Annotated in this window: 18 protein-coding genes; 9 read left to right on the top strand and 9 right to left on the bottom strand. The window is 72.5% G+C overall.

The window, feature by feature from the left end:
- Positions 1-6 precede the first annotated feature (6 nt).
- Both IH54_RS45875 and serB read right to left on the bottom strand, forming a co-directional pair.
- A complete protein-coding gene (locus IH54_RS45875; RefSeq protein WP_031523953.1) occupies positions 7-795 on the bottom strand; it encodes a hypothetical protein in 789 nt (262 codons plus the stop codon).
- Between the two features lie 32 nt (positions 796-827).
- Positions 828-2,096 carry a phosphoserine phosphatase SerB gene (gene serB / locus IH54_RS0132740; RefSeq protein ID WP_031523954.1) on the bottom strand — a complete coding sequence of 423 codons (1,269 nt, stop codon included), beginning with the start codon at positions 2,094-2,096 and terminating at the stop codon, positions 828-830.
- A gap of 226 nt (positions 2,097-2,322) precedes the next feature.
- On the opposite strand from serB, the gene IH54_RS0132745 reads away from it, so the two are divergent.
- Positions 2,323-4,992 (top strand): FHA domain-containing protein, encoded by a 2,670-nt coding sequence (locus IH54_RS0132745; protein WP_031523956.1) that lies wholly within the window; start codon positions 2,323-2,325, stop codon positions 4,990-4,992.
- A gap of 90 nt (positions 4,993-5,082) precedes the next feature.
- Here the strand turns inward: IH54_RS0132745 and IH54_RS0132750 are convergent, their stop codons facing one another.
- The 3 genes from IH54_RS0132750 to IH54_RS0132760 all read right to left on the bottom strand — a co-directional run bounded on the left by IH54_RS0132750 (position 5,083) and on the right by IH54_RS0132760 (position 8,063).
- A complete protein-coding gene (locus IH54_RS0132750; protein WP_031523957.1) occupies positions 5,083-5,919 on the bottom strand; it encodes a transglycosylase SLT domain-containing protein in 837 nt (278 codons plus the stop codon).
- Between the two features lie 267 nt (positions 5,920-6,186).
- Entirely contained in the window at positions 6,187-7,200 is a 1,014-nt protein-coding gene (locus IH54_RS0132755; protein ID WP_234344132.1) for an S-adenosylmethionine:tRNA ribosyltransferase-isomerase, read from the bottom strand.
- Positions 7,201-7,340: 140 nt separating this feature from the next.
- Positions 7,341-8,063: an SDR family NAD(P)-dependent oxidoreductase gene (locus IH54_RS0132760; RefSeq protein WP_031523961.1), complete on the bottom strand. Its 723-nt coding sequence runs from the start codon at positions 8,061-8,063 to the stop codon at positions 7,341-7,343.
- Between the two features lie 248 nt (positions 8,064-8,311).
- On the opposite strand from IH54_RS0132760, the gene IH54_RS0132765 reads away from it, so the two are divergent.
- Positions 8,312-9,463 carry a GAF domain-containing sensor histidine kinase gene (locus IH54_RS0132765; RefSeq protein ID WP_031523963.1) on the top strand — a complete coding sequence of 384 codons (1,152 nt, stop codon included), beginning with the start codon at positions 8,312-8,314 and terminating at the stop codon, positions 9,461-9,463.
- Complete coding sequence (locus tag IH54_RS0132770) at positions 9,456-10,109, top strand: response regulator (protein WP_031523965.1); 654 nt, start codon at positions 9,456-9,458, stop codon at positions 10,107-10,109. The genes IH54_RS0132765 and IH54_RS0132770 overlap by 8 nt, the downstream gene beginning before the upstream one ends.
- A gap of 16 nt (positions 10,110-10,125) precedes the next feature.
- On the opposite strand, the gene IH54_RS0132775 is transcribed toward IH54_RS0132770, so the two are convergent.
- Positions 10,126-10,917, bottom strand: coding sequence for a hypothetical protein (locus IH54_RS0132775; RefSeq protein ID WP_031523967.1), 792 nt, complete (start codon positions 10,915-10,917; stop codon positions 10,126-10,128).
- A 125-nt stretch (positions 10,918-11,042) separates the two neighbouring features.
- Between IH54_RS0132775 and IH54_RS0132780 the strand changes: the two genes are divergently transcribed.
- From IH54_RS0132780 to IH54_RS0132795, 4 genes are all read left to right on the top strand, one after another.
- On the top strand, positions 11,043-11,834 hold the full coding sequence (locus IH54_RS0132780; protein ID WP_031523969.1) for an ABC transporter ATP-binding protein: 792 nt from the start codon (positions 11,043-11,045) through the stop codon (positions 11,832-11,834).
- A gap of 181 nt (positions 11,835-12,015) precedes the next feature.
- Positions 12,016-12,438, top strand: coding sequence for an NfeD family protein (locus IH54_RS0132785; RefSeq protein WP_078862708.1), 423 nt, complete (start codon positions 12,016-12,018; stop codon positions 12,436-12,438).
- A 143-nt stretch (positions 12,439-12,581) separates the two neighbouring features.
- Positions 12,582-13,550: an SPFH domain-containing protein gene (locus IH54_RS0132790; RefSeq protein ID WP_031523973.1), complete on the top strand. Its 969-nt coding sequence runs from the start codon at positions 12,582-12,584 to the stop codon at positions 13,548-13,550.
- 147 nt (positions 13,551-13,697) lie between these two features.
- A complete protein-coding gene (locus IH54_RS0132795) occupies positions 13,698-14,465 on the top strand; it encodes a sulfite exporter TauE/SafE family protein (protein ID WP_031523976.1) in 768 nt (255 codons plus the stop codon).
- Positions 14,466-14,542: 77 nt separating this feature from the next.
- Here the strand turns inward: IH54_RS0132795 and IH54_RS0132800 are convergent, their stop codons facing one another.
- The 3 genes from IH54_RS0132800 to IH54_RS0132810 form a co-directional block, all read right to left on the bottom strand.
- Positions 14,543-15,046 (bottom strand): HNH endonuclease, encoded by a 504-nt coding sequence (locus IH54_RS0132800; protein ID WP_031523978.1) that lies wholly within the window; start codon positions 15,044-15,046, stop codon positions 14,543-14,545.
- A 476-nt stretch (positions 15,047-15,522) separates the two neighbouring features.
- Positions 15,523-16,059, bottom strand: a complete 537-nt coding sequence (locus IH54_RS0132805; RefSeq protein ID WP_031523980.1) for a YbhB/YbcL family Raf kinase inhibitor-like protein — start codon at positions 16,057-16,059, stop codon at positions 15,523-15,525.
- 62 nt (positions 16,060-16,121) lie between these two features.
- Complete coding sequence (locus tag IH54_RS0132810; protein ID WP_031523982.1) at positions 16,122-16,913, bottom strand: sporulation protein; 792 nt, start codon at positions 16,911-16,913, stop codon at positions 16,122-16,124.
- A 111-nt stretch (positions 16,914-17,024) separates the two neighbouring features.
- Between IH54_RS0132810 and IH54_RS0132815 the strand changes: the two genes are divergently transcribed.
- Together IH54_RS0132815 and tyrS are read left to right on the top strand one after the other, a co-directional pair.
- Complete coding sequence (locus IH54_RS0132815; RefSeq protein WP_031523984.1) at positions 17,025-17,660, top strand: DNA-3-methyladenine glycosylase; 636 nt, start codon at positions 17,025-17,027, stop codon at positions 17,658-17,660.
- A gap of 61 nt (positions 17,661-17,721) precedes the next feature.
- Positions 17,722-18,984, top strand: coding sequence for a tyrosine--tRNA ligase (gene tyrS, locus IH54_RS0132820; RefSeq protein ID WP_031523987.1), 1,263 nt, complete (start codon positions 17,722-17,724; stop codon positions 18,982-18,984).
- Positions 18,985-19,347: the final 363 nt, after the last annotated feature.

Here is a 19,347-nt window from a genome sequence, read left to right on the forward strand (position 1 = left end):
CGGTTCTCATCCCTCCCGCGCGGTGAGCGTGACGGCCGTGCCGGAGGTGAGCGGCCCGACGGTGAGGAGCACTCCGCCGATCTCCACAGTGTCGCCCGGGCGCAGGGCCAGGTACTTCGCCGCGGTGGTGCCGGCGCAGTAGACGTCCAGCCCGGCGGTCCCGCCCGCGGGGTCGGCGTAGGTCGCGACCGCCATCAGCCCGGCCGCGGTGTCGTGCGGCCGGTGCACGCCGAGCACCAGGGGGCGGCCGGGTGCCGGGAGGTCCGCGGTGCGGGCGGCGCGGGCTGCCGGGTCGGTGGAGAAGCACAGGGCGCGCAGGGCCGCCTGGTCCTTGCCCGCGGCCACCGACGTCAGGACGGCCGGCTTCGCCGCGGCCGCCGCCCGGTCCGCGGCCGCGCGCGGTACGAGGACGACGCGGTAGGCGCAGATCTGCGCGACGGTGTACGCGTGGCCCCGCAGGGTCACCCCGGCGCCGGGGCGTACCTTCGCGGTCTGCCGCGCGGGCCCGGCCGGGGGCTCCGCCACGGTGAGGGTGGCGGTGCGGGTGGCGCCGTCACCGGTGGTCCCGGCGGGCGTCGCGGGGAATTCCACGGACATGCCGCTGCCGTCGGGCAGCGGGACCGAGCCGCCGCGCAGCACGTGCAGGCCGTCCGCCGGGGCGGTACCGGAGCACACCGGGCCCCGGTCGGGGGAGGGCGGCAGGGTACGGGCCTTCCCGCCGCCCCCGCCGCACGCCGTGAGGGCGGTGGCCAGCGCCACCGCCACGAGCCCGCCGCATACCGTCCGGCACCGCATGCCCCACCCCCTCGGGGCGAGAGCGTAGCGGGTCAGTCCGTGGGCACGCCGTCCAGCGCGTCGGCCGCCTCGATCTCCTCGCGGGTGATGCCCAGCAGGAAGAGCACGGTGTCCAGGAAGGGCACGTTGACGGAGGTGTCGGCGGCCTCGCGGACGACCGGCTTGGCGTTGAAGGCCACGCCGAGGCCGGCCGCGTTGAGCATGTCCAGGTCGTTGGCGCCGTCTCCGATCGCGACGGTCTGGCTCAGCGGCACCCCGGCCTGCTCGGCGAAGCTGCGCAGCAGCCGGGCCTTGCCCGCGCGGTCGACGATCGGCCCGGTCACCCGCCCGGTGAGCCGGCCGTCGACCACCTCCAGGGTGTTCGCGGCGGCGAAGTCCAGCCCGAGCCGCTCCCGGAGGTCGTCGGTGACCTGCGTGAAGCCGCCGGAGACCACGCCGACCTGGTAGCCGAGCCGCTTGAGGGTACGGATCAGGGTCCGCGCGCCCGGCGTCAGCCGCACCTCGGACCGCACCTTGTCCACCACCGACACGTCCAGCCCCGCCAGCAGCGCGACCCGGGCGTGCAGCGACTGCTCGAAGTCCAGCTCACCGCGCATCGCGGCGGCGGTGACCTCGGCGACCTGCGCCTCGCACCCGGCGTGCGCGGCGAACAGCTCGATGACCTCGTCCTGGATCACGGTGGAGTCGACGTCCATGACCACCAGCCGCTGCGCCCTGCGCTGCAGCCCGGCCGGCACCACGGCGACGTCCACCCCGCGCGCTGCGCCGGCCACCGCGAGCGCCGAGCGCAGCGCGACCGGCTCGGCGCCGGACACGGCGAATTCGACGGCGGTCACCGGATATTTCCCCAGCCGGAAGATTCGGTCGATGTTCCCGCCGGCGCCGGTGATGACGGCCGTTATGGCCGCCGCCGTTTCCGCGGTGAGCGGCCGCCCGAGCACCGTGACGTGCGAACGTCCTTCGCGGCGCGGCCGGTTGTCCCCGATGCCGGAGATGATCTCGGCCTCCATGCCCAGGCTCTCCGCCCAGCTGTGCACGGTGGCCCGCAGGTCACCCTCGCTGCCCGTGCCGGGCGCGGGGGTGGTCACCAGCGCGCACAGCATCATCCGGCCGCGGGTCACCACCTGCTCGATGTCCACCACGTCCACGCCGTAGGCGGCGAGCGTGTCGAAGAGGCCCGCGGTGGTGCCGGGGCGGTCCTTGCCGAAGATCTTGACCAGCAGGGTCGGCACGTCGTCCGCCGGAACGGGGGCGGCGGGCGTGACCGGTGCGGCGGAAGCGGTCTGCGAGGCGTCGTCCATGGTCTTTACACCGTATCCGCACCGCGCGCACCTATCACCATCCGTCCCGCGTACCGGACACTGTGCCGAACGCCGCCGCCGGTCCACCGTCCGGTTGTCCGGATTCGGTTGCAGGAACAGGTCCGGGAGGGCGCTTTCTGTTACGAGACCGGGGCCTGCAATAGTTCCTCCCGATGTCCGCTATCCCTAGACTCCTCTGCACGGGGGACAACTCGGGGGACGAACAATGGGGTTTGGGGTGCCAGAACTCGTACTGGAATTGAACGGCAGGACCTGGACGCTCGATGCGTCCCGGTCCTACAGCCTCGGGCGCGACCCGCAGAGCGATCTCGTCTGTGACGACCCGCGGGTCTCGTGGCGGCACGCCACGATCCGCCGCGCGGAGCGGGGCTGGGTGATCGAGGACCAGGGGAGCACCAACGGCACCTTCGTGCACGGCCGGCGGATCCAGACCACGGATCTGGGACCGGGCACCGCGATCAACCTGGGCAACGCCACCGAAGGCCCGCGGCTGAGCTTCTCCGCCGCGCAGGCCGCACCGGCCGCGCCCGCCCAGCAGCAGGCGTACCAGCAGCAGGCTCCGGCGCAGCAGCAGGCGTACCAGCAGCAGGCTCCGGCGCAGCCGCAGGCCTTCCAGCAGTCGGCGCCGCCGCAGTACGCGCCGCCGCCGCAGGTCCAGCAGGTGCCGCAGCAGCAGGCCGCCCAGGGCTACCCGCAGTATCAGCAGGCCCAGGCCGCCGCGGCTCCGGCCCAGCAGGCCGCCGCGGCGTACCAGCAGGCGGGTGTGCCGCAGCAGCCCGGTGGCGGGTGGCCGCAGCAGCCGCCGGCCCCGCAGGGCGTACCGCAGCAGCAACCGCAGGGGGCGCGTCCCGGCTACGGCGACCGCAGCCCGACGACCTTCCACCAGCTGGCCCTCGGCCGGGTGATGCGCATCGGCCGCGCGCTGGAGAACGAGCTGGTCGTTTCCGACCTGCAGGTCTCCCGCTACCACGCGGAGTTCCGCGCGCATCCCGACGGCCGCTACGAGATCGTCGACCTCGGCAGCCACAACGGCACGTACGTCAACGGCCAGCCGATCCAGCGGCATCTGCTCGGCCCGAACGACATCGTCGGCGTCGGCCACTCCACCTTCCGGCTGGTCGGCGACCGGCTGGAGGAGTTCGTCGACACCGGCGCGGTGTCCTTCTCCGCGCGCCGCCTGTCGGTGACCGTGCCGCACGGCAAGACGACCAAGACGATCCTCAAGGACGTCTCCTTCGGGGTGCCGGAGAAGTCGCTGATCGGCGTGATCGGCCCGTCCGGCTCCGGAAAGTCGACGCTGCTGCGCGCCCTGACCGGCTACCGGCCCGCCGACCAGGGCGAGGTGCTGTACGACAACCGCAACCTGTACAAGCAGTTCGCCGAGCTGCGGCAGCGCATCGGCCTGGTCCCGCAGGACGACATCCTGCACAAGGAGCTCCAGGTCAAGACCGCGCTGCGGTACGCCGCCAAGCTCCGCTTCCCCGGCGACACCGCGTCGGCCGAGCGCGAGGCGCGGATCGACGAGGTGCTGCGCGAGCTCAAGCTCGACATCCACGCCGACAAGCGCATCACGTCGCTGTCCGGCGGGCAGCGCAAGCGGGTGTCCGTCGCGCTGGAGCTGCTCACCAAGCCGTCGCTGATCTTCCTGGACGAGCCCACCTCGGGCCTCGACCCGGGCATGGACCGCGACGTCATGAAGCTGCTGCGGGGCCTGGCCGACGACGGCCGCACGGTCCTGGTGGTCACCCACTCGGTGGCCGAGCTGGCGCTGTGCGACAAGCTGCTGGTCATGGCGCCGGGTGGGGCGGTGGCCTACTTCGGCCCGCCGGACGAGGCGCTCAACTTCTTCGGCTACGACAACTGGGCCGACGTCTTCTCCGCGTTCGAGACCTACCGCGACTACGACTGGATGGGCCGCTGGCGCGGCTCGCAGCACTACCAGACGTACGCCGCCGACCTGGACTCCGCCGCGCCGCAGGCCGCGCACTACATCCCGAGCCAGGCCGCCAGGCCGCCCAAGCCGCAGGGCTGGGGCTCGCAGCTGGGGACCCTGGTCCGCCGCTACCTGTCGGTCATCGCCTCCGACCGCGGCTTCATAGGGCTCATGCTGATCCTGCCCACCGTGCTCGGCATCGTCAGCCTGCTCATCCCGGCGAAGGCCGGCCTCGGCTACGGCCCCGTGCGGGTGCACGGCCAGAACCGGGACGCCGGCACGATCCTGATGATCGTCGCGGTCGGCGCGTGCTTCGCGGGTGCCGCCAACTCGGTCCGCGAGCTGATCAAGGAACGCGTCATCTACGAGCGCGAACGCGCGGTCGGCCTGTCGCGCTCGGCGTACCTGATGTCCAAGGTCATCGTGCTCGGCCTCATCACCGCGCTGCAGGGCGCGATCATCTGCGGCATCGGCTTCGCCCCGCGCGACAAGATGCCCGCCGAGGGTGTGATCCTGCACGGCCACCCGGCGATCGAGATGACCCTGGTCGTCATGGCCTTCGGCTTCACCTCGATGATGGTCGGCCTGATCATCTCCGCACTGGTGAAGACGGCGGAGAAGACGATGCCGCTGCTGGTGATGTACGCGATCGTGCAGATCGTCTTCACCGGGGTGCTGTTCCAGATCTACGGCAAGCCCGGCATGGAGCAGGTGGCCTGGCTGATGCCGGCCCGCTGGGCGGTGGCCGGCACCGGTGCCACCGCGGATCTCAACACGCTGCTGCCGTGGGACCAGACGCACAGGACGGTCGACACGCTGTGGAAGCACAGCGCGGGCACCTGGACCCTGGACGTCGTGGTGCTGCTCGCGATGGCGGCCCTGTGCGGCGTCGCCGTGGCCCGGCTGCTGCGCCGGCACGAGCCCGAGGTCATGCGCAAGTAACCGGGAATTCCCGGCAGGCGAAAGGGCGGTGGGACTCCTCGGAGTCCCACCGCCCTTTGCCTTTGCGGATTACCCGTACGGAAACGCCGCTCAGTACGCGGAGTTGACGTTGTCCATTCCGCCGTAGACGTGCCAGGCGTAGTTGCACGCCGCGGCGATGTTCGCGACCGGGTTGTAGACGTTCCACGACGTACCGGAGACGTGGTACGCGTTGAAGGTCGGGTCGATGGTCTGGAGCAGGCCCTTGGAGGGAATGCCCTTGGCGGCGTTGGAGTCCCACAGGTTGATGGCGTTCGGGTTGCCGGAGGACTCGCGGATGATGTTGCGGTAGATGCCGTTGTAGGTCGGCACCGGGATGTTGTGCGCGGCCAGTACGGCGCGGGCCTCGCGAATCCAGCCGTCGAGGTTGTCGGGGTAGACGATCTTCGCGACCGGGGCCGCGGCGGCGACCTTCTGCGGGACGGCCTTCTTGACGACCGTCTTCCGGGCGACGGTCTTCTTCGGCGCCGGCTTCACCGCGGCGCGCTGCTTCGACCGGTTCGCGGCGGCCCTGGCCTTGTCGCGGGCGGCGGCGTCGGCGGCCGCCTTCTTCTTCGCGGCCTCGGCGTCCGCGGCCTTCTTCTTCGCCGCCGCGTCGGCGGCGGCCTTCTGCTGGGCGGCGAGGGCGTCGGCGGCCTTCTTCCTGGCCGCGCTGTCCTCCTGGATCGCCTTCTGCGAGGCGAGCCCGGCCTGCGCGTCGAGGTCCTTGACCTGCTGGCCGTTCTCGACCGAGAAGCCGGTCGCCTCGCCCTTGGCCTCAGCGGTCCCGCCGGTCACCTGGAGACCGGTGACGGCCAGGACAACAGCAGCCGCGGCGGCGGCACCGGCCGCCGTGATCTTGTGCTTCTTGGACAGTCGGCCGATCTTCGGGATCGTGGGGAGCTGCATGGAATGACCTCTTCCGGTTGCGGACCCGAGAATTCTTAAGGGCTCGCAAAACGGGGGTCAATGAAGGCGGCTACGATTCGCTTTCGTAGGTGCGGGCCGAAGGGAGTGCCGCATCCGGGAGAAATCCCGTGGGCCTTCTGGGGCGTTATTCCACTAGGGTGCTTAGTATGTGACGCACGTCCTGTAGGTCACCTCACACGGCCGCACCCCCGGGGTCGCTGGGGGTGACCGCGGGGGTGCTTTATGTGAGCCTTATTGGGGTGCTCTTTACGGCAGCAGCAGGTTCACGTCGCCGAACTCGTGCCACAGGTAACGCTCCTGGAGCGCGGCGGCGTAGACCCGCTCCAGCAGCGCGTCCCCGGACACCGCCCGCAGCATCAGCAGATGCGAGGCCTCCGGCTCGTGCAGCCCGGTCAGCAGCCCGTCCACCGCGCGCACCCCGCGCTCCGGGGTGACCACCAGCTCCGTCCAGCCCTCGGCCGCCCGCACCGTGCCGCGCCCGTCCGCCGCCGACTCCAGCGCGCGCACGGCCGTCGTCCCCACCGCGACGACCCGCCCGCCGGCCGCCCGCGCCGCGTTGACCTGCCACGCGGTGGCCGCGGGTACGGCGTAGGGCTCGGCGTACGGCGGCTCGTGCGCCTCGGCGGAGGCCACCCCGGTGTGCAGCACGATCGGCGCGATCTGCACCCCGCGGCTGACCAGCTCGGTCACCAGCGGCGTGGTGAAGGGCCGGGCCGCACTCGGCATCTCCGCCGAGGCCCGGCCGTCCGCCGAGGGGCGGGCGAAGACCGTCTGGTAGGCGGAAAGGGGCTGGTCGCGCTCGGTGTAGCCGTAGCGGATGGGCCTGCCGTGCCGGTGCAGCCGCGGGACCGGGTCGGCCATCGAGGGCGACGCGACCCACAGCCGGTCGGCACCCGCCACCAGCGGGCGGTCCAGCACCAGCTCGCCGCCGCCCCGCAGCCGCAGCGCCGCGCCCGCGGGCCCGCCCGCCCGGCGGACCGTCGAGCCCCGCCCGTCGGGGCTGCGGACCTCCACGACCCAGCGCCCGTCGTCCCGCCGGGTCGAGAAGTGCACCACCACCGGCTCGCCCGCCAGTTCGGCGTCGAGCGCTGCCGGCAGCGTCCTGGAGGTGTTCACGACCAGCACGTCACCGGCCCGCAGCAGGCCCGGCAGGTCACGGAAGGCGTGGTGCCCGACCGCCCCGGTGGAGCGCTCCCCGACCAGCAGCCGTACGGCGTCCCGGCGGGACGGCGGCGCCGCCGCGAGGGATCCGGACGGCACCCGGAAGTCCCGCAGGATCTCCGGAGCGGTGGAAATGTCCGAATAGCCACCCTTTCGGGATGTGCGGAGGGAATCTTTGCTGACCGTTTTCATCCTGTTTGTCGCAGGGTCTGTGCCACGCTCCCGGCTCGTCGTCGCCATCACGCCCCCCGCAGTCCCGAGGCGGTGTAGCGCCCGCTCGCCGCGCGCCGCTCCAGCAGCCGCAGCAGCACCGGCGCGACCTCCTCCGGCAGCGTGCGCGCGTCGAAGTCCGGGTCGTCCGGCACCGCCGCCGCGTACAGCTCCGTCCGCAGGTCGCCCGGGTCCACCGCCCACACCCGCAGAGACGGCTCCTCCACGGCCAGCACCGCCGAGAGCTGGTCCAGCGCGGCCTTGCTCGCCCCGTAGCCGCCCCAGTCCCCGTACGCCTCCACCGCCGCGTCCGAGCTGACGTTCAGCACCGCGCCCGAGGCCGCCCGCAGCGCCGGCAGCGCCTCCTGGACCAGCGCGAGCGGCGCGGTCACGTTGACCTCCAGCGCCCGCCGCAGCCCCGCCGGCGGCAGCTCGGCCAGCGGCACGAGCGGCTCGGCGCCCAGCGCACTGGCGTTGTTGACCAGCAGATCCACCCCGCCCAGCGCCACCGCCCCGGCCACCAGCGCCGCCCGGTGCTCCGCGTCGGTCACGTCCCCCGGCACCGCCCGCACCACCGCCCCGGTATCCCCTGCCGCACCTCCCCCCGCGCCTCGCTCCAGCTGCGCGGCCGCCGCCCGCAGCGCCGCCGCGTCCCGCCCGTCCAGCACCAGGGACCAGCCGCGCCCCGCCAGCTCCGCGGCCAGCGCCCGCCCGAGCCCCCTCGACGCCCCCGTGATGATCGCCACCGGCATGGTTCCGCCCTCGCTTCGTGATCGACGCACTCCGCCGCGCCCGCCGGAGCGCAGTCGCCCCGGCCGCCGCGGACACCGGCCCGGCCTGCCGCCGGACCCGCGCCCTCACCGTAGGAACCACCCGTCGCCGGCCGCGTCGGGCGGCCGCCCTACCCCGCGGGGTCACAAGGGCGTAGGACGAAAGTGCCCCGCGCCCCTCCGCCTGGCGCCGCATCCGGCCCGTGACCTGCCGCCGGTACGGTGGAGGCATGTCGGACAGGCCGCCCAGGGGCGGGATCGAGGCGGTCAGCGCCGCCGTGCTGGCGATGAACCGCCGGCTGGAGGTGCGCGAGGTCCTGCAGACCATCGTCGCCTCCGCGCGCGAGCTGCTGGCCGCCGAGTACGCCGCGCTCGGCGTGCCCGACGACCACGGCGGCTTCGCGCAGTTCGTGGTCTCGGGCGTCAGCGACGAGCAGTGGAAGGCCATCGGCCCGCTGCCCCGCCAGCACGGCATCCTCGCCGCGATGCTGCACGAGGCCACCCCGCAGCGGCTCGACGACGTACGCGACTTCCCCGCCTTCGAGGGCTGGCCGCGCCGCCACCCGGTGATGCGGGACTTCATCGGCATGCCGGTCATGGACGGCGAGGAGATCCTCGGGGCCCTCTTCCTGGCCAACAAGGTGTGCGAGAAGCGCCCGGCCGAGCGGCACCACTTCAGCCAGGAGGACGAGGACCTGCTGCGCATCCTCGCCGACCACGCCGCCATCGCCCTCACCAACGCCCGGCTCTACGAGCGCAGCCGCGAGCTGACGCTCGTGGGGGAGCGGGCCAGGATCGCCCACGAGCTGCACGACGCGGTGTCCCAGAAACTCTTCTCACTGCGCCTCACCGCCCAGGCCGCGACGTCCCTCATCGGCCGCGACCCGGAACGCGCCAAGGAGCAGCTGCGCGAGGTCGTGCAACTCGCCGCCGAGGCCGCCGACGAGCTGCGCGCCGTGGTCGTCGAGCTGCGCCCGGCCGCGCTGGACGACGACGGGCTCGTGGCGACGCTGCGCACCCAGACCGACGTCCTCAACAGGGTGCACTCCGCCAAGGTCACCTTCGAGTGCCGCGCCGTCCGCGCGCTGCCCGCCTCCCAGGAGGAGGTCGTGCTGCGCGTCGCCCAGGAGGCCCTGCACAACGCGCTGCGGCACGCGGGCGCGAGCGAGGTCGCCGTCCGGCTCGAAGGCCGCGGCAAGGGCGCCCTGCTGCGCGTCGGCGACGACGGGAGCGGCTTCGACCCCGACTCGGTCCGCACTGCCGGACGGCACTTCGGGCTGGTGTCCATGCGGGACCGCGCGGGCGCCGTCGGCGGCCGCCTTAGCGTGCAGTCGGCGCCCGGCAAGGGCACCGTCATCGAACTGGAGGTGCCCGGTGGCTGACAGTGTGATCCGCGTCCTGCTGGTGGACGACCACCAGGTCGTACGCCGCGGCCTGCGCACCTTCCTGGAGGTCCAGGGCGACATCGAGGTCGTCGGCGAGGCCGCCGACGGGCAGGAAGGCGTCGACCGCGCCCGGGAGCTGCGGCCCGACGTGATCCTGATGGACGTCAAGATGCCCGGCACGGACGGCATCGAGGCGCTGCGGCTGCTGCGCGACGCGGGCAGCGGCGCCCGGGTGCTCATCGTCACGAGCTTCACCGAGCAGCGCACCGTGGTGCCCGCGCTGCGCGCCGGGGCCTCGGGCTACGTCTACAAGGACGTCGACCCGGTCGCGCTCGCCGACGCCATCCGCTCGGTGCACGCCGGGCACGTCCTGCTCCAGCCCGAGGTGGCCGGCGCGCTGCTCTCCCAGGACCAGGGCGGCGGGCCCGGCTCCGGGCAGGGCCGCGGCGGCACACTGACGGACCGGGAGAACGAGGTGCTGGCCCACATCGCCGACGGCCGCTCCAACCGGGAGATCGCCCGCGCGCTGGTGTTGTCGGAGAAGACGGTCAAGACGCACGTGTCCAACATCCTCATGAAGCTGGACCTCGCCGACCGCACCCAGGCCGCCCTGTGGGCCGTACGCAACGGCGTCGGGGACTGACCCCGGCCGGTACTGCTCAACCGCGGCGCCGCTCCGCCTCCTCCACGTACGCGTTGTACGCCGCCACCTGCGCGCGCCGCGCGGTGCGCTCCACCGGGCGCAGCAGGTCCGCGCGCGCCGCGATCTGCGAGGCGCTGACCGCCGCGCCGTGCCCGCCGCCCGCGATCTCCACCAGCGCCGCGACCCGCTGCGCGAGCTCCAGCACCCGCACCGCCCGTGCCGGATACCCCGGCGCCAGCACCTCCCGGCCGCGCTCCGCCCGCGCCCGGTAGGCCTCCAGCGCCGCGTGCGCGGTCGGGCCGCCGGTGCCCGCGACGTCCAGCGCCGTGAGCGCCGCCGTCGCGTCCCGCAGCGCCTCGGCCAGCTCCCGCTCGGCCTCGCCCAGCGACGGCACGTCGGCCGGCGGCGCGTCCCGTACCGGCAGGCACCGCCACTCCACCTCGACGTGCACATCGCCCTCCGGGCCCGCCTCGTGCACCCGCGGCACCAGGCCCAGCGGCACCGCGCCCGCGGTCAGCACCGCCTCGCCCGCTTCCAACGCCAGGTCGTTGAACTCCGGCGGGCCGCTCAGCCCCAGCGGGTGCCCGGCCACCGGCAGCGCGAGCCGCAGCCCGGTCACGCCCAGCGCCCGCAGCCGGCCCAGGCCCAGCGTCAGGCCCACCGGACCGTTCTCCCCGGGCAGGTACGCCATGCGGTGCACCGCGTCGTCCGCCACGATCCGCTGCGCGACGTCATCGGGGGCGGCAAGTCCGGCAAGCAGGGCATTTCCCCATGCGGTCAGCCGCCCTGAACGAGGTTCATCAAGCATGCCCCCAGCCTATGGACTGGACCGGTCGTGCGGTGGCGTAAGTTTTCTCCCAAGGGGTCACCTCCGCGGACGTGCCGGACCGGCACCACCGGAATCACGAGACTGCAATGGGAGACAACGCGCTCATGAGCGATGTGCTGGAGCTGGTGGACGTATCCGTGGTCCGCGACGGACGCGCTCTGGTGGACCACGTCTCGTGGTCGGTCGCCGAGGGCCAGCGCTGGGTCATCCTCGGCCCCAACGGCGCCGGCAAGACCACGCTGCTCAACGTCGCGTCCAGCTACCTCTTCCCCACCAGCGGCACCGTCTCGGTCCTCGGTGAGAAGCTCGGCGGCGTCGACGTCTTCGACCTGCGCCCGCGCATCGGCATGGCCGGCGCCGCGATGGCCGAGAAGATGCCGCGCCGGCAGACCGTCCTGGAGACCGTGCTCACCGCCGCCTACGGCATGACCGCGACCTGGAACGAGGGCTACGAGAAGGTCGACGAGGACCGCGCCCGCGCCTTCCTCGACCGGCTCGGCATGAGCGACTTCCTGGACCGCAGGTTCGGCACCCTCTCCGAGGGCGAGCGCAAGCGCACCCTGATCGCCCGCGCGATGATGTCCGACCCCGAGCTGCTGCTGCTCGACGAGCCCGCCGCGGGCCTCGACCTCGGCGGCCGTGAGGACCTGGTACGCCGCCTGGGCCGGCTCGCCCGCGACCCCATCGCGCCCGCCATGATCATGGTCACCCACCACGTCGAGGAGATCGCCCCCGGCTTCACCCACGTGCTGATGATCCGGCAGGGCAAGGTCGTCGCGGCCGGCCCCATCGAGACCGAGCTGACCTCCCGCAACCTCTCCCTCTGCTTCGGCCTCCCGCTCGTCGTCGAGCGCCGCGGCGACCGCTTCACCGCCGCCGGGCTGCCGCTGTCCTGACCCGCGCCGGCCCCCGGCCCTGACCCGCGCCGGCCCCCGGCCCTGACCCGCGCCGGCCCCCGGCCCGGACCGGCCCGGACCCGCAGCGTGCGCCGGGCGCACGCACCCGGCGCACCTCCCGCACCCGGCTTTCACCGACGCGTACTGCCCCAACCACTGGGCAGGGCCCTACGATTGACGTGTGGACGCATGGGTGTGGTGGCTGATAGCCGCAGTGGGACTCGGCATCCCGCTGGTGATCACGGCGATGCCGGAGTTCGGCATGTTCGCGGTCGGCGCGCTCGGCGGCGCCGCGGCGGCGGGAATGGACGGCGGGATCGTCGCCCAGGTCATCACCTTCGTGGTGATCTCCGTTGCACTCCTGGTCTTCGTCCGCCCGATCGCCTACCGCAACCGGCAGACCGCCGGCCAGCGCAGCGGCATCGACGCGCTCAAGGGACGGCAGGCCGTCGTCCTGGAACGGGTCGACAGCGGCGCCGACGGCCGGATCAAGCTCGCCGGTGAGGTGTGGTCGGCGCGCGCGCTGGAGGAGGGCCGGGTCTTCGACCCGGGAGAGCAGGTGGACGTCGTCGAGATCGACGGGGCGACCGCCGTCGTCATGTGACGACACCGGCGGGGCAACCGCCGTCCGCGGACCGGCAATTCGCCGAACCGGCCCGCGGCGGGCTGCTGCTCTGCGAAGATCGATCACGTCGGAGTTCCTGGAGTCACACCGTATTCCGCCGACAACCGGTGCGGGGAGTGGACATGCAGCCCATCATCATCGTCCTGATCATCCTGGTGGTGCTCGTCTTCATCGCACTCATCAAGACGGTCCAGGTCATTCCGCAGGCCAGCGCCGCCATCGTCGAGCGCTTCGGCCGCTACACCCGCACCCTCAGCGCCGGGCTGAACATCGTGGTGCCCTTCATCGACACCATCCGCAACCGCATCGACCTGCGCGAGCAGGTCGTGCCCTTCCCGCCGCAGCCGGTGATCACCCAGGACAACCTGGTCGTCAACATCGACACCGTCATCTACTACCAGGTGACCGACGCCCGCGCCGCGACGTACGAGGTCGCCAGCTACATCCAGGCCATCGAGCAGCTGACCGTCACCACGCTGCGCAACATCATCGGCGGCATGGACCTGGAGCGCACCCTCACCTCCCGCGAGGAGATCAACGCGGCACTGCGCGGCGTCCTCGACGAGGCCACCGGCAAGTGGGGCATCCGCGTCAACCGCGTCGAACTCAAGGCCATCGAGCCGCCCACCTCCATCCAGGACTCGATGGAGAAGCAGATGCGCGCCGACCGGGACAAGCGCGCCGCGATCCTCACCGCCGAAGGTGTCCGCCAGTCGCAGATCCTCACCGCCGAAGGCGAGAAGCAGTCGCAGATCCTGCGCGCCGAAGGTGAGGCCAAGGCCGCCGCGCTGCGCGCCGAGGGCGAGGCGCAGGCGATCCGCACCGTCTTCGAGTCCATCCACGCGGGCGACCCGGACCAGAAGCTGCTGGCCTACCAGTACCTGCAGATGCTCCCGAAGATCGCCGAGGGCGAGGCCAACAAGCTCTGGATCATCCCCAGCGAGCTCAACGACGCCCTCAAGGGCCTCGGCGGGATAGTCAACCTCCCCGGTGTCGGCAACGGCGGCAACGGCGGCAACGGCGGTAACGGCGGCCAGGGCGCGACCGCCCCGGCACCCCGCCGCGAGGCCGCCCCCTTCGACAAGGACTGACGGCGGCCCCTACGGCAACCCCCCACGGCAGGGCGGCCACGGACCGGGACGCCCCTGACGGCGGCGCCGCGCTGTGACATGATCACAGCGCCCCCCTCGACCGGGACGTACCGGCGGGGAGGAGGCGCACCGACCACGGAGAGCCCAATGTCCCCACTGGAAGCCCTTGCCGTCCTCGCCGCAGGGGTCGGCGCCGGCACCATCAACACCATCGTCGGCTCCGGCACGCTGCTGACCTTCCCGGTCCTCGTCGCCGTCGGCCTGTCCCCGGTCACCGCCAACGTCTCCAACGCCCTCGGCCTCGTCCCCGGCTCGATCACCGGCGCCATCGGCTACCGGCGCGAACTGGCCGGGCAGCGCGAGCGGCTGATCCGCCTCGGCCTGGTCGCCCTGCTCGGCGGCGCCACCGGCGCCGTCCTGCTGGTCACCCTGCCCTCCAAGGCCTTCCACGCCATCGTGCCGGTCCTCATCGCCGCCGCCCTGGTGCTGGTCGTCCTCCAACCCCGGCTCAGCCGCGCCGTCCAGGCCCGCCGGGAGCGCCAGGGCACCACCGCCCCCGCCCACGGCGGCGCGCTGCTCGCCCTCGGGATGTTCGTGGCCAGCGCCTACGGCGGCTACTTCGGCGCTGCCCAGGGCGTCATCTACCTCTCCCTCATGGGCCTGATGCTCGACGAGACCCTCCAGCGCATCAACGGCCTGAAGAACGTGCTGGCCGCCATGGTCAACGGCATCGCCGCGGTGCTCTTCATCTTCGTCGCCGACATGGACTGGGCCGCCGTAGGGCTCGTCGCCGTCGGCGCGACCATCGGCGGCCTCATCGGCGCCCGCGTCGGCCGCCGGCTGCCGCCCGCCGCGCTGCGCGGCCTGATCGTGGCCGTCGGCATCGTGGCCATCGTCCAGCTCATCCTCAAGTAGCCCCGCACGCACGAAGGCGGCCGGCCCCGTCGTCCCCGACCGGCCCGGCCGCCCTCCACACCGTGCGCCCTACCCGCTCATGCCGTACGGGCCAGCCACTCCGGCAGCGCCGCGCGGTCCCGCACACCCAGCGCCAGCAGCAGCGCGTCCGCCGGTGTCGGCTCGAACGGCTGCGCCAGCAGCCGCATCCCGGCCTGCTCCGGCGTACGGTCCGCCTTGCGCTGGTTGTCCTCCGAGCAGGCCGCGACCGTGTTCAGCCAGCTGTCCGCGCCGCCGTGCGACTTGGGCACCACGTGGTCGACCGTCGCCGCCCGCCGCCCGCAGTACGCGCACCGGTGCCGGTCGCGCACCAGCACCCCGCGCCGCGACCACGGGGCCCGTTGTCGGAAGGGCACCCGTACGTACCGGCACAGCCGGATCACCTGCGGCACCGGGATGTCCACCTGGGCGGCACGGAAGCGCAGACCCGAATGCGCCTGCTCGACGACGGCCTTGTCCTGCATCACCAGGACCACCGCGCGGTGCAGCGACACCGTCGACAGCGGCTCGAAACTCGCGTTCAGCACCAGCGTCTCACGCATTTCCGCCCACCTCCCGGCTCCGCTCCGCCCCTCGGCGAAGTGGCTCCACTGTGCCCGTGCGTTTGCCGCACGGACAACGCAATTTCCCCTCAGGGGACAGGAGATGGCCGCGAAAGGAGAGCGCGGCAAAGAGCCGGGGAACACTCCGCCCCCGGAAACAGGAAAGACTGCGCCCCGGACGCCGTGAGGAGGTGGAATCCCCGGCATCCGGAGCGCTCCGGCCGGCGCGGACGCCCGGTCCGGACGACCGGGGCCCGGCAGGCGGCGGAGGGCGCGTGGTACCGCCCAGCGCCACACCCCGCCGCCCCCGCCGAAGCGGTGCCGGCCTGCCCGGTGTCGAGCCGCGCCGCCCGGGCGCATGACCGGGGGCACCGGCGAGCCGGGCACCCACCACTGTGCGGCGCGGCGGCCGCGGGGCGCAACGCATTAACCGCCGGCCACCCCGCCTTCCCGCCACGGCCGGCGGGTACGGCGGCTCAGCCGCCCGACACCTCGTACTCGGCGATCAGCGCCGCCCGCGCCAGCGTGTGGAAGCGCAGGTTGAAGCCCACGACCGCGGGCGAGGCACCCGCGTCCACACCCAGCTTCTCCTGGTCCACCGCGAAGACGGTGAAGACGTAGCGGTGCGGACCGTCCCCGGCGGGCGGCGCCGCCCCGCCGAAATCCCGCGTCCCGTAGTCGTTGCGGGCGTGCACCGCACCGTCCGGGAGCCCCACGAAATCCCCCGAGCCCGCACCCCGCGGCAGCTCCGTCACCGACGCGGGGATGTCGAACAGCACCCAGTGCCAGAAACCGCTGCCGGTCGGCGCGTCCGGGTCGTAGCACGTCACGGCGAAGCTCCTGGTCTCCGCCGGGAAGCCCTCCCACCGCAGATGCGGCGAGACGTTGCCCTCCGCGTGGACCTGGTCGTCGGGGAGCACTCCCTCGTGCGTCATCCCGTCGCTCACGACGGTGAACTCCGGCACCTGCGGGTGGAAGTCATGGGGAAGCGGTCGCCGCGCTTGCTCGGACACCTCGACACCTCTCGATTCGATCAGTCGGTCTCGCACCAACCTGCCGGTCCGAGCGTAGGACCCTAGAACCAGTTCCGCTTCGCTCCCACCTCGGCCAGCCACTGATGGAGGTAGTCCGCCCAGTCCGTGTGCTCAAAGGACTGCATGTTCATCACGAAGGAGCGGTGCGTGTCGCCACCGGTGAAGGCGCCCTTCTTGTCCATCTCCAGCACCACGTCCATCTCGTTGCCGTCGGCCACGAAGGTCAGCTCCACCTCCTTGAGCCCGCGGTACTGCTCCGGCACCTTGAACTCGATCTCCTGGTAGAACGGCAGCCGCTGCCGCGTCCCGTGCACGTGCCCCTTCTCCAGGTCCGCGCTGTGGAAGCGGAAGCCCAGCCGCCCGAAGGCCTCGAGCAGCGCGTCCTGCGCCGGCAGCGGGTGCACGTTCACCGGGTCCAGGTCGCCCTTGTCGACCGCCCGCGCGATCTGCAGCTCCGTCGTCACACCGACGTTCATCCCGGTCAGCTGCCGCCCCATGAACATCGTCACCGGCGTCTCCCACGGCACCTCCAGCGCGAACTGCAGCGTGTGCACCGCCCGCGGCTGGATCACGAACTCCCCGCCCACCTGCAGCGTGTGGAACTCGATGTTCTGGTGGTACTCGGTGTCCTCGCCCTGGGCGTTCTTCGTCTCGACCTCGACGCGGGCCTGCAGCCCCACCGACACCCCCTGGATGCGCTGGTCGACCGAACCCCCCTCGATCCGCACCTCGCCGTGGATCACCCCGCCCGGCGTCACGTCCGCCTGGTGCAGCTCGGTCTCCACCGACGCCCCGCCCGCGCCCAGACTCGCCATCATCTTCCTGAAGCCCATTACGGACACCCGTCCCCTTCGCTTTGCCGTGTCGTGCACAGATCTTGGCGAACACTACGAACGCAGCGCACCCCGGGGTGGTTCCACCCCGCTCCGGTACGCTTCCGGACCGTGATCACCGCACCCGAGCGGGCCCCGCTGGACCGCGCGTTCTTCGACCGGCCGGTCCTGGAGATCGCGCCGGACCTCCTCGGCCGCGTCCTCGTCCGCACCACCGACGACGGCCCGATCGACCTGCGGCTCACCGAGGTCGAGGCCTACGACGGCCCCAACGACCCCGGCTCCCACGCCTACCGCGGCCGCACCGACCGCAACGCCGTCATGTTCGGCCCGCCCGGCCACACCTACGTCTACTTCACCTACGGCATGTGGCACTGCCTGAACCTGGTCTGCGGACCCGTGGGCAAGGCCGCCGGAATCCTGCTGCGGGCCGGCCACGTCACCGCCGGCGCCGACCTCGCCCGCCGCCACCGCCCCACCTCGCGCAAGGACACCGACCTCGCCCAGGGCCCCGCCCGGCTCGCCACCGCCCTCTCCGTCGACCGCGCCCTCAACGGCGCCGACGCCTGCGCCCCCGGCGGCCCCTTCCGCATCCTCACCGGCACCCCGCCCGACCCCGCCGCCGTCCGCACCGGCCCGCGCACCGGCGTCGGCGGCGCCGGAGCCGCCCACCCCTGGCGCTACTGGATCGACGGCGACCCCACCGTGAGCCCTTACCGCGCGCACGCCCCGCGCAAGCGGCGGTAGCCTGCCAGGGCGCGGAGCAGCAGCTCCGCGCCCATCAGCAGAACCAAGGAGACACGAAGCCGTGACGGACATCGTCGACGACCTGAAGTGGCGCGGGCTCTTCTCGCTGTCCACCGACGAGGACGCCTTGCGCAAGGCACTCGCGGACGGTCCCGTCACCTTCTATTGCGGCTTCGACCCGACCGCGGCCAGCCTGCACGTCGGCCACCTCGTCCAGGTCCTCACCGTGCGCCGCCTCCAGCTCGCCGGCCACCGCCCGCTCGCCCTCGTCGGCGGCGCCACCGGCCAGATCGGCGACCCCCGCCCCACGGCCGAGCGCACCCTGAACGCCCCGGAGACGGTCGCCGCCTGGGTCGGCCGGCTGCGTGCTCAGATCGAGCCCTACCTCTCCTTCGAGGGCGACAACGCCGCACTCATGGTCAACAACCTGGACTGGACGGCCGGTCTGTCGGCTATCGAGTTCCTGCGCGACATCGGCAAGCACTTCCGCGTCAACAAGATGCTCACCAAGGACGCCGTCGCCCGCCGACTGGAGTCCGAGCAGGGCATCAGCTACACGGAGTTCAGCTACCAGCTGCTCCAGGGCATGGACTTCCTGGAGCTGTACCGCCGCTACGGCTGCACCCTCCAGCAGGGCGGCAGCGACCAGTGGGGCAACCTGACCGCCGGCCTCGACCTCATCCACCGGCTGGAGCCGGGCGCCGACGTGCACTGCATGGCCACCCCACTCATGGTCAAGGCGGACGGCACCAAGTTCGGGAAGACCGAGGGCGGCGCCGTCTGGCTCGACCCCGAGATGACGACGCCCTACGCCTTCTACCAGTTCTGGCTGAATCAGGACGACCGGGACATCTCCACCTACATGCGTATGCTCAGCTTCCGCAGCCGGGCGGAGCTGGAGGAGATGGAGCAGCTCACGGCCGAGCGCCCGCAGGCCCGCACGGCCCAGCGCGCCCTCGCCGAGGAGCTCACCACCCTCGTCCACGGCGCCGACCAGTGCGCGGCTGTGATCGCCGCTTCAAGGGCGCTTTTCGGCCAGGGCGATCTCGCCGAACTCGACGAGCCCACCCTGGCCGCGGCCCTCAGCGAGCTGCCGCACGCCCAGGTGACCGAGCCGGCCCCGATCGCCGACCTGCTCGCCCTGACCGAGCTGGTCCCGAGCAAGTCGGCGGCCCGCCGCACCATCAAGGAGGGCGGGGCCTACCTCAACAACACCAAGGTCACGGACGAGGACGCCACCCCCACGCGGGACGACCTCATCCACGGCCGGTGGCTCGTCCTGCGCCGCGGCAAGCGCAACCTGGCGGCGGTCGAGGTCCGCTGACCACTGTCCCGACCGGGACGTGGCCGGAAAAATACGTTTGAACGGCGGCCGAGCTTGACTCGGCCGCCACATGTACGTAACGTAGTCCGAGTCGCCAAAACGGCCCGGAGACCTGGCTCACACCAGCTCCAGCCGCCGGGGCGGCCACCCAACTACCTACGCCCACCCCTTCAGCGGGGCGATTTTCGGTGTGCCGAAAATCGAAATGCTGAGCGGGAAACGGCCGATTATGAATCGGCTCGGGAGTCCGGTAAGCTGGGAAACACGAAGGGAAAGCCCGGAGGGGCCGGTGAAACGGTCTCGAAGGAAGCTTCCGTTCCTTGAGAACTCAACAGCGTGCCAAAAGTCAACGCCAGATATGTT

It is taken from the genome of Streptomyces sp. NRRL F-5123 (genome assembly GCF_000721495.1).
In the GTDB taxonomy this organism is placed as follows: Bacteria; Actinomycetota; Actinomycetes; order Streptomycetales; family Streptomycetaceae; genus Actinacidiphila.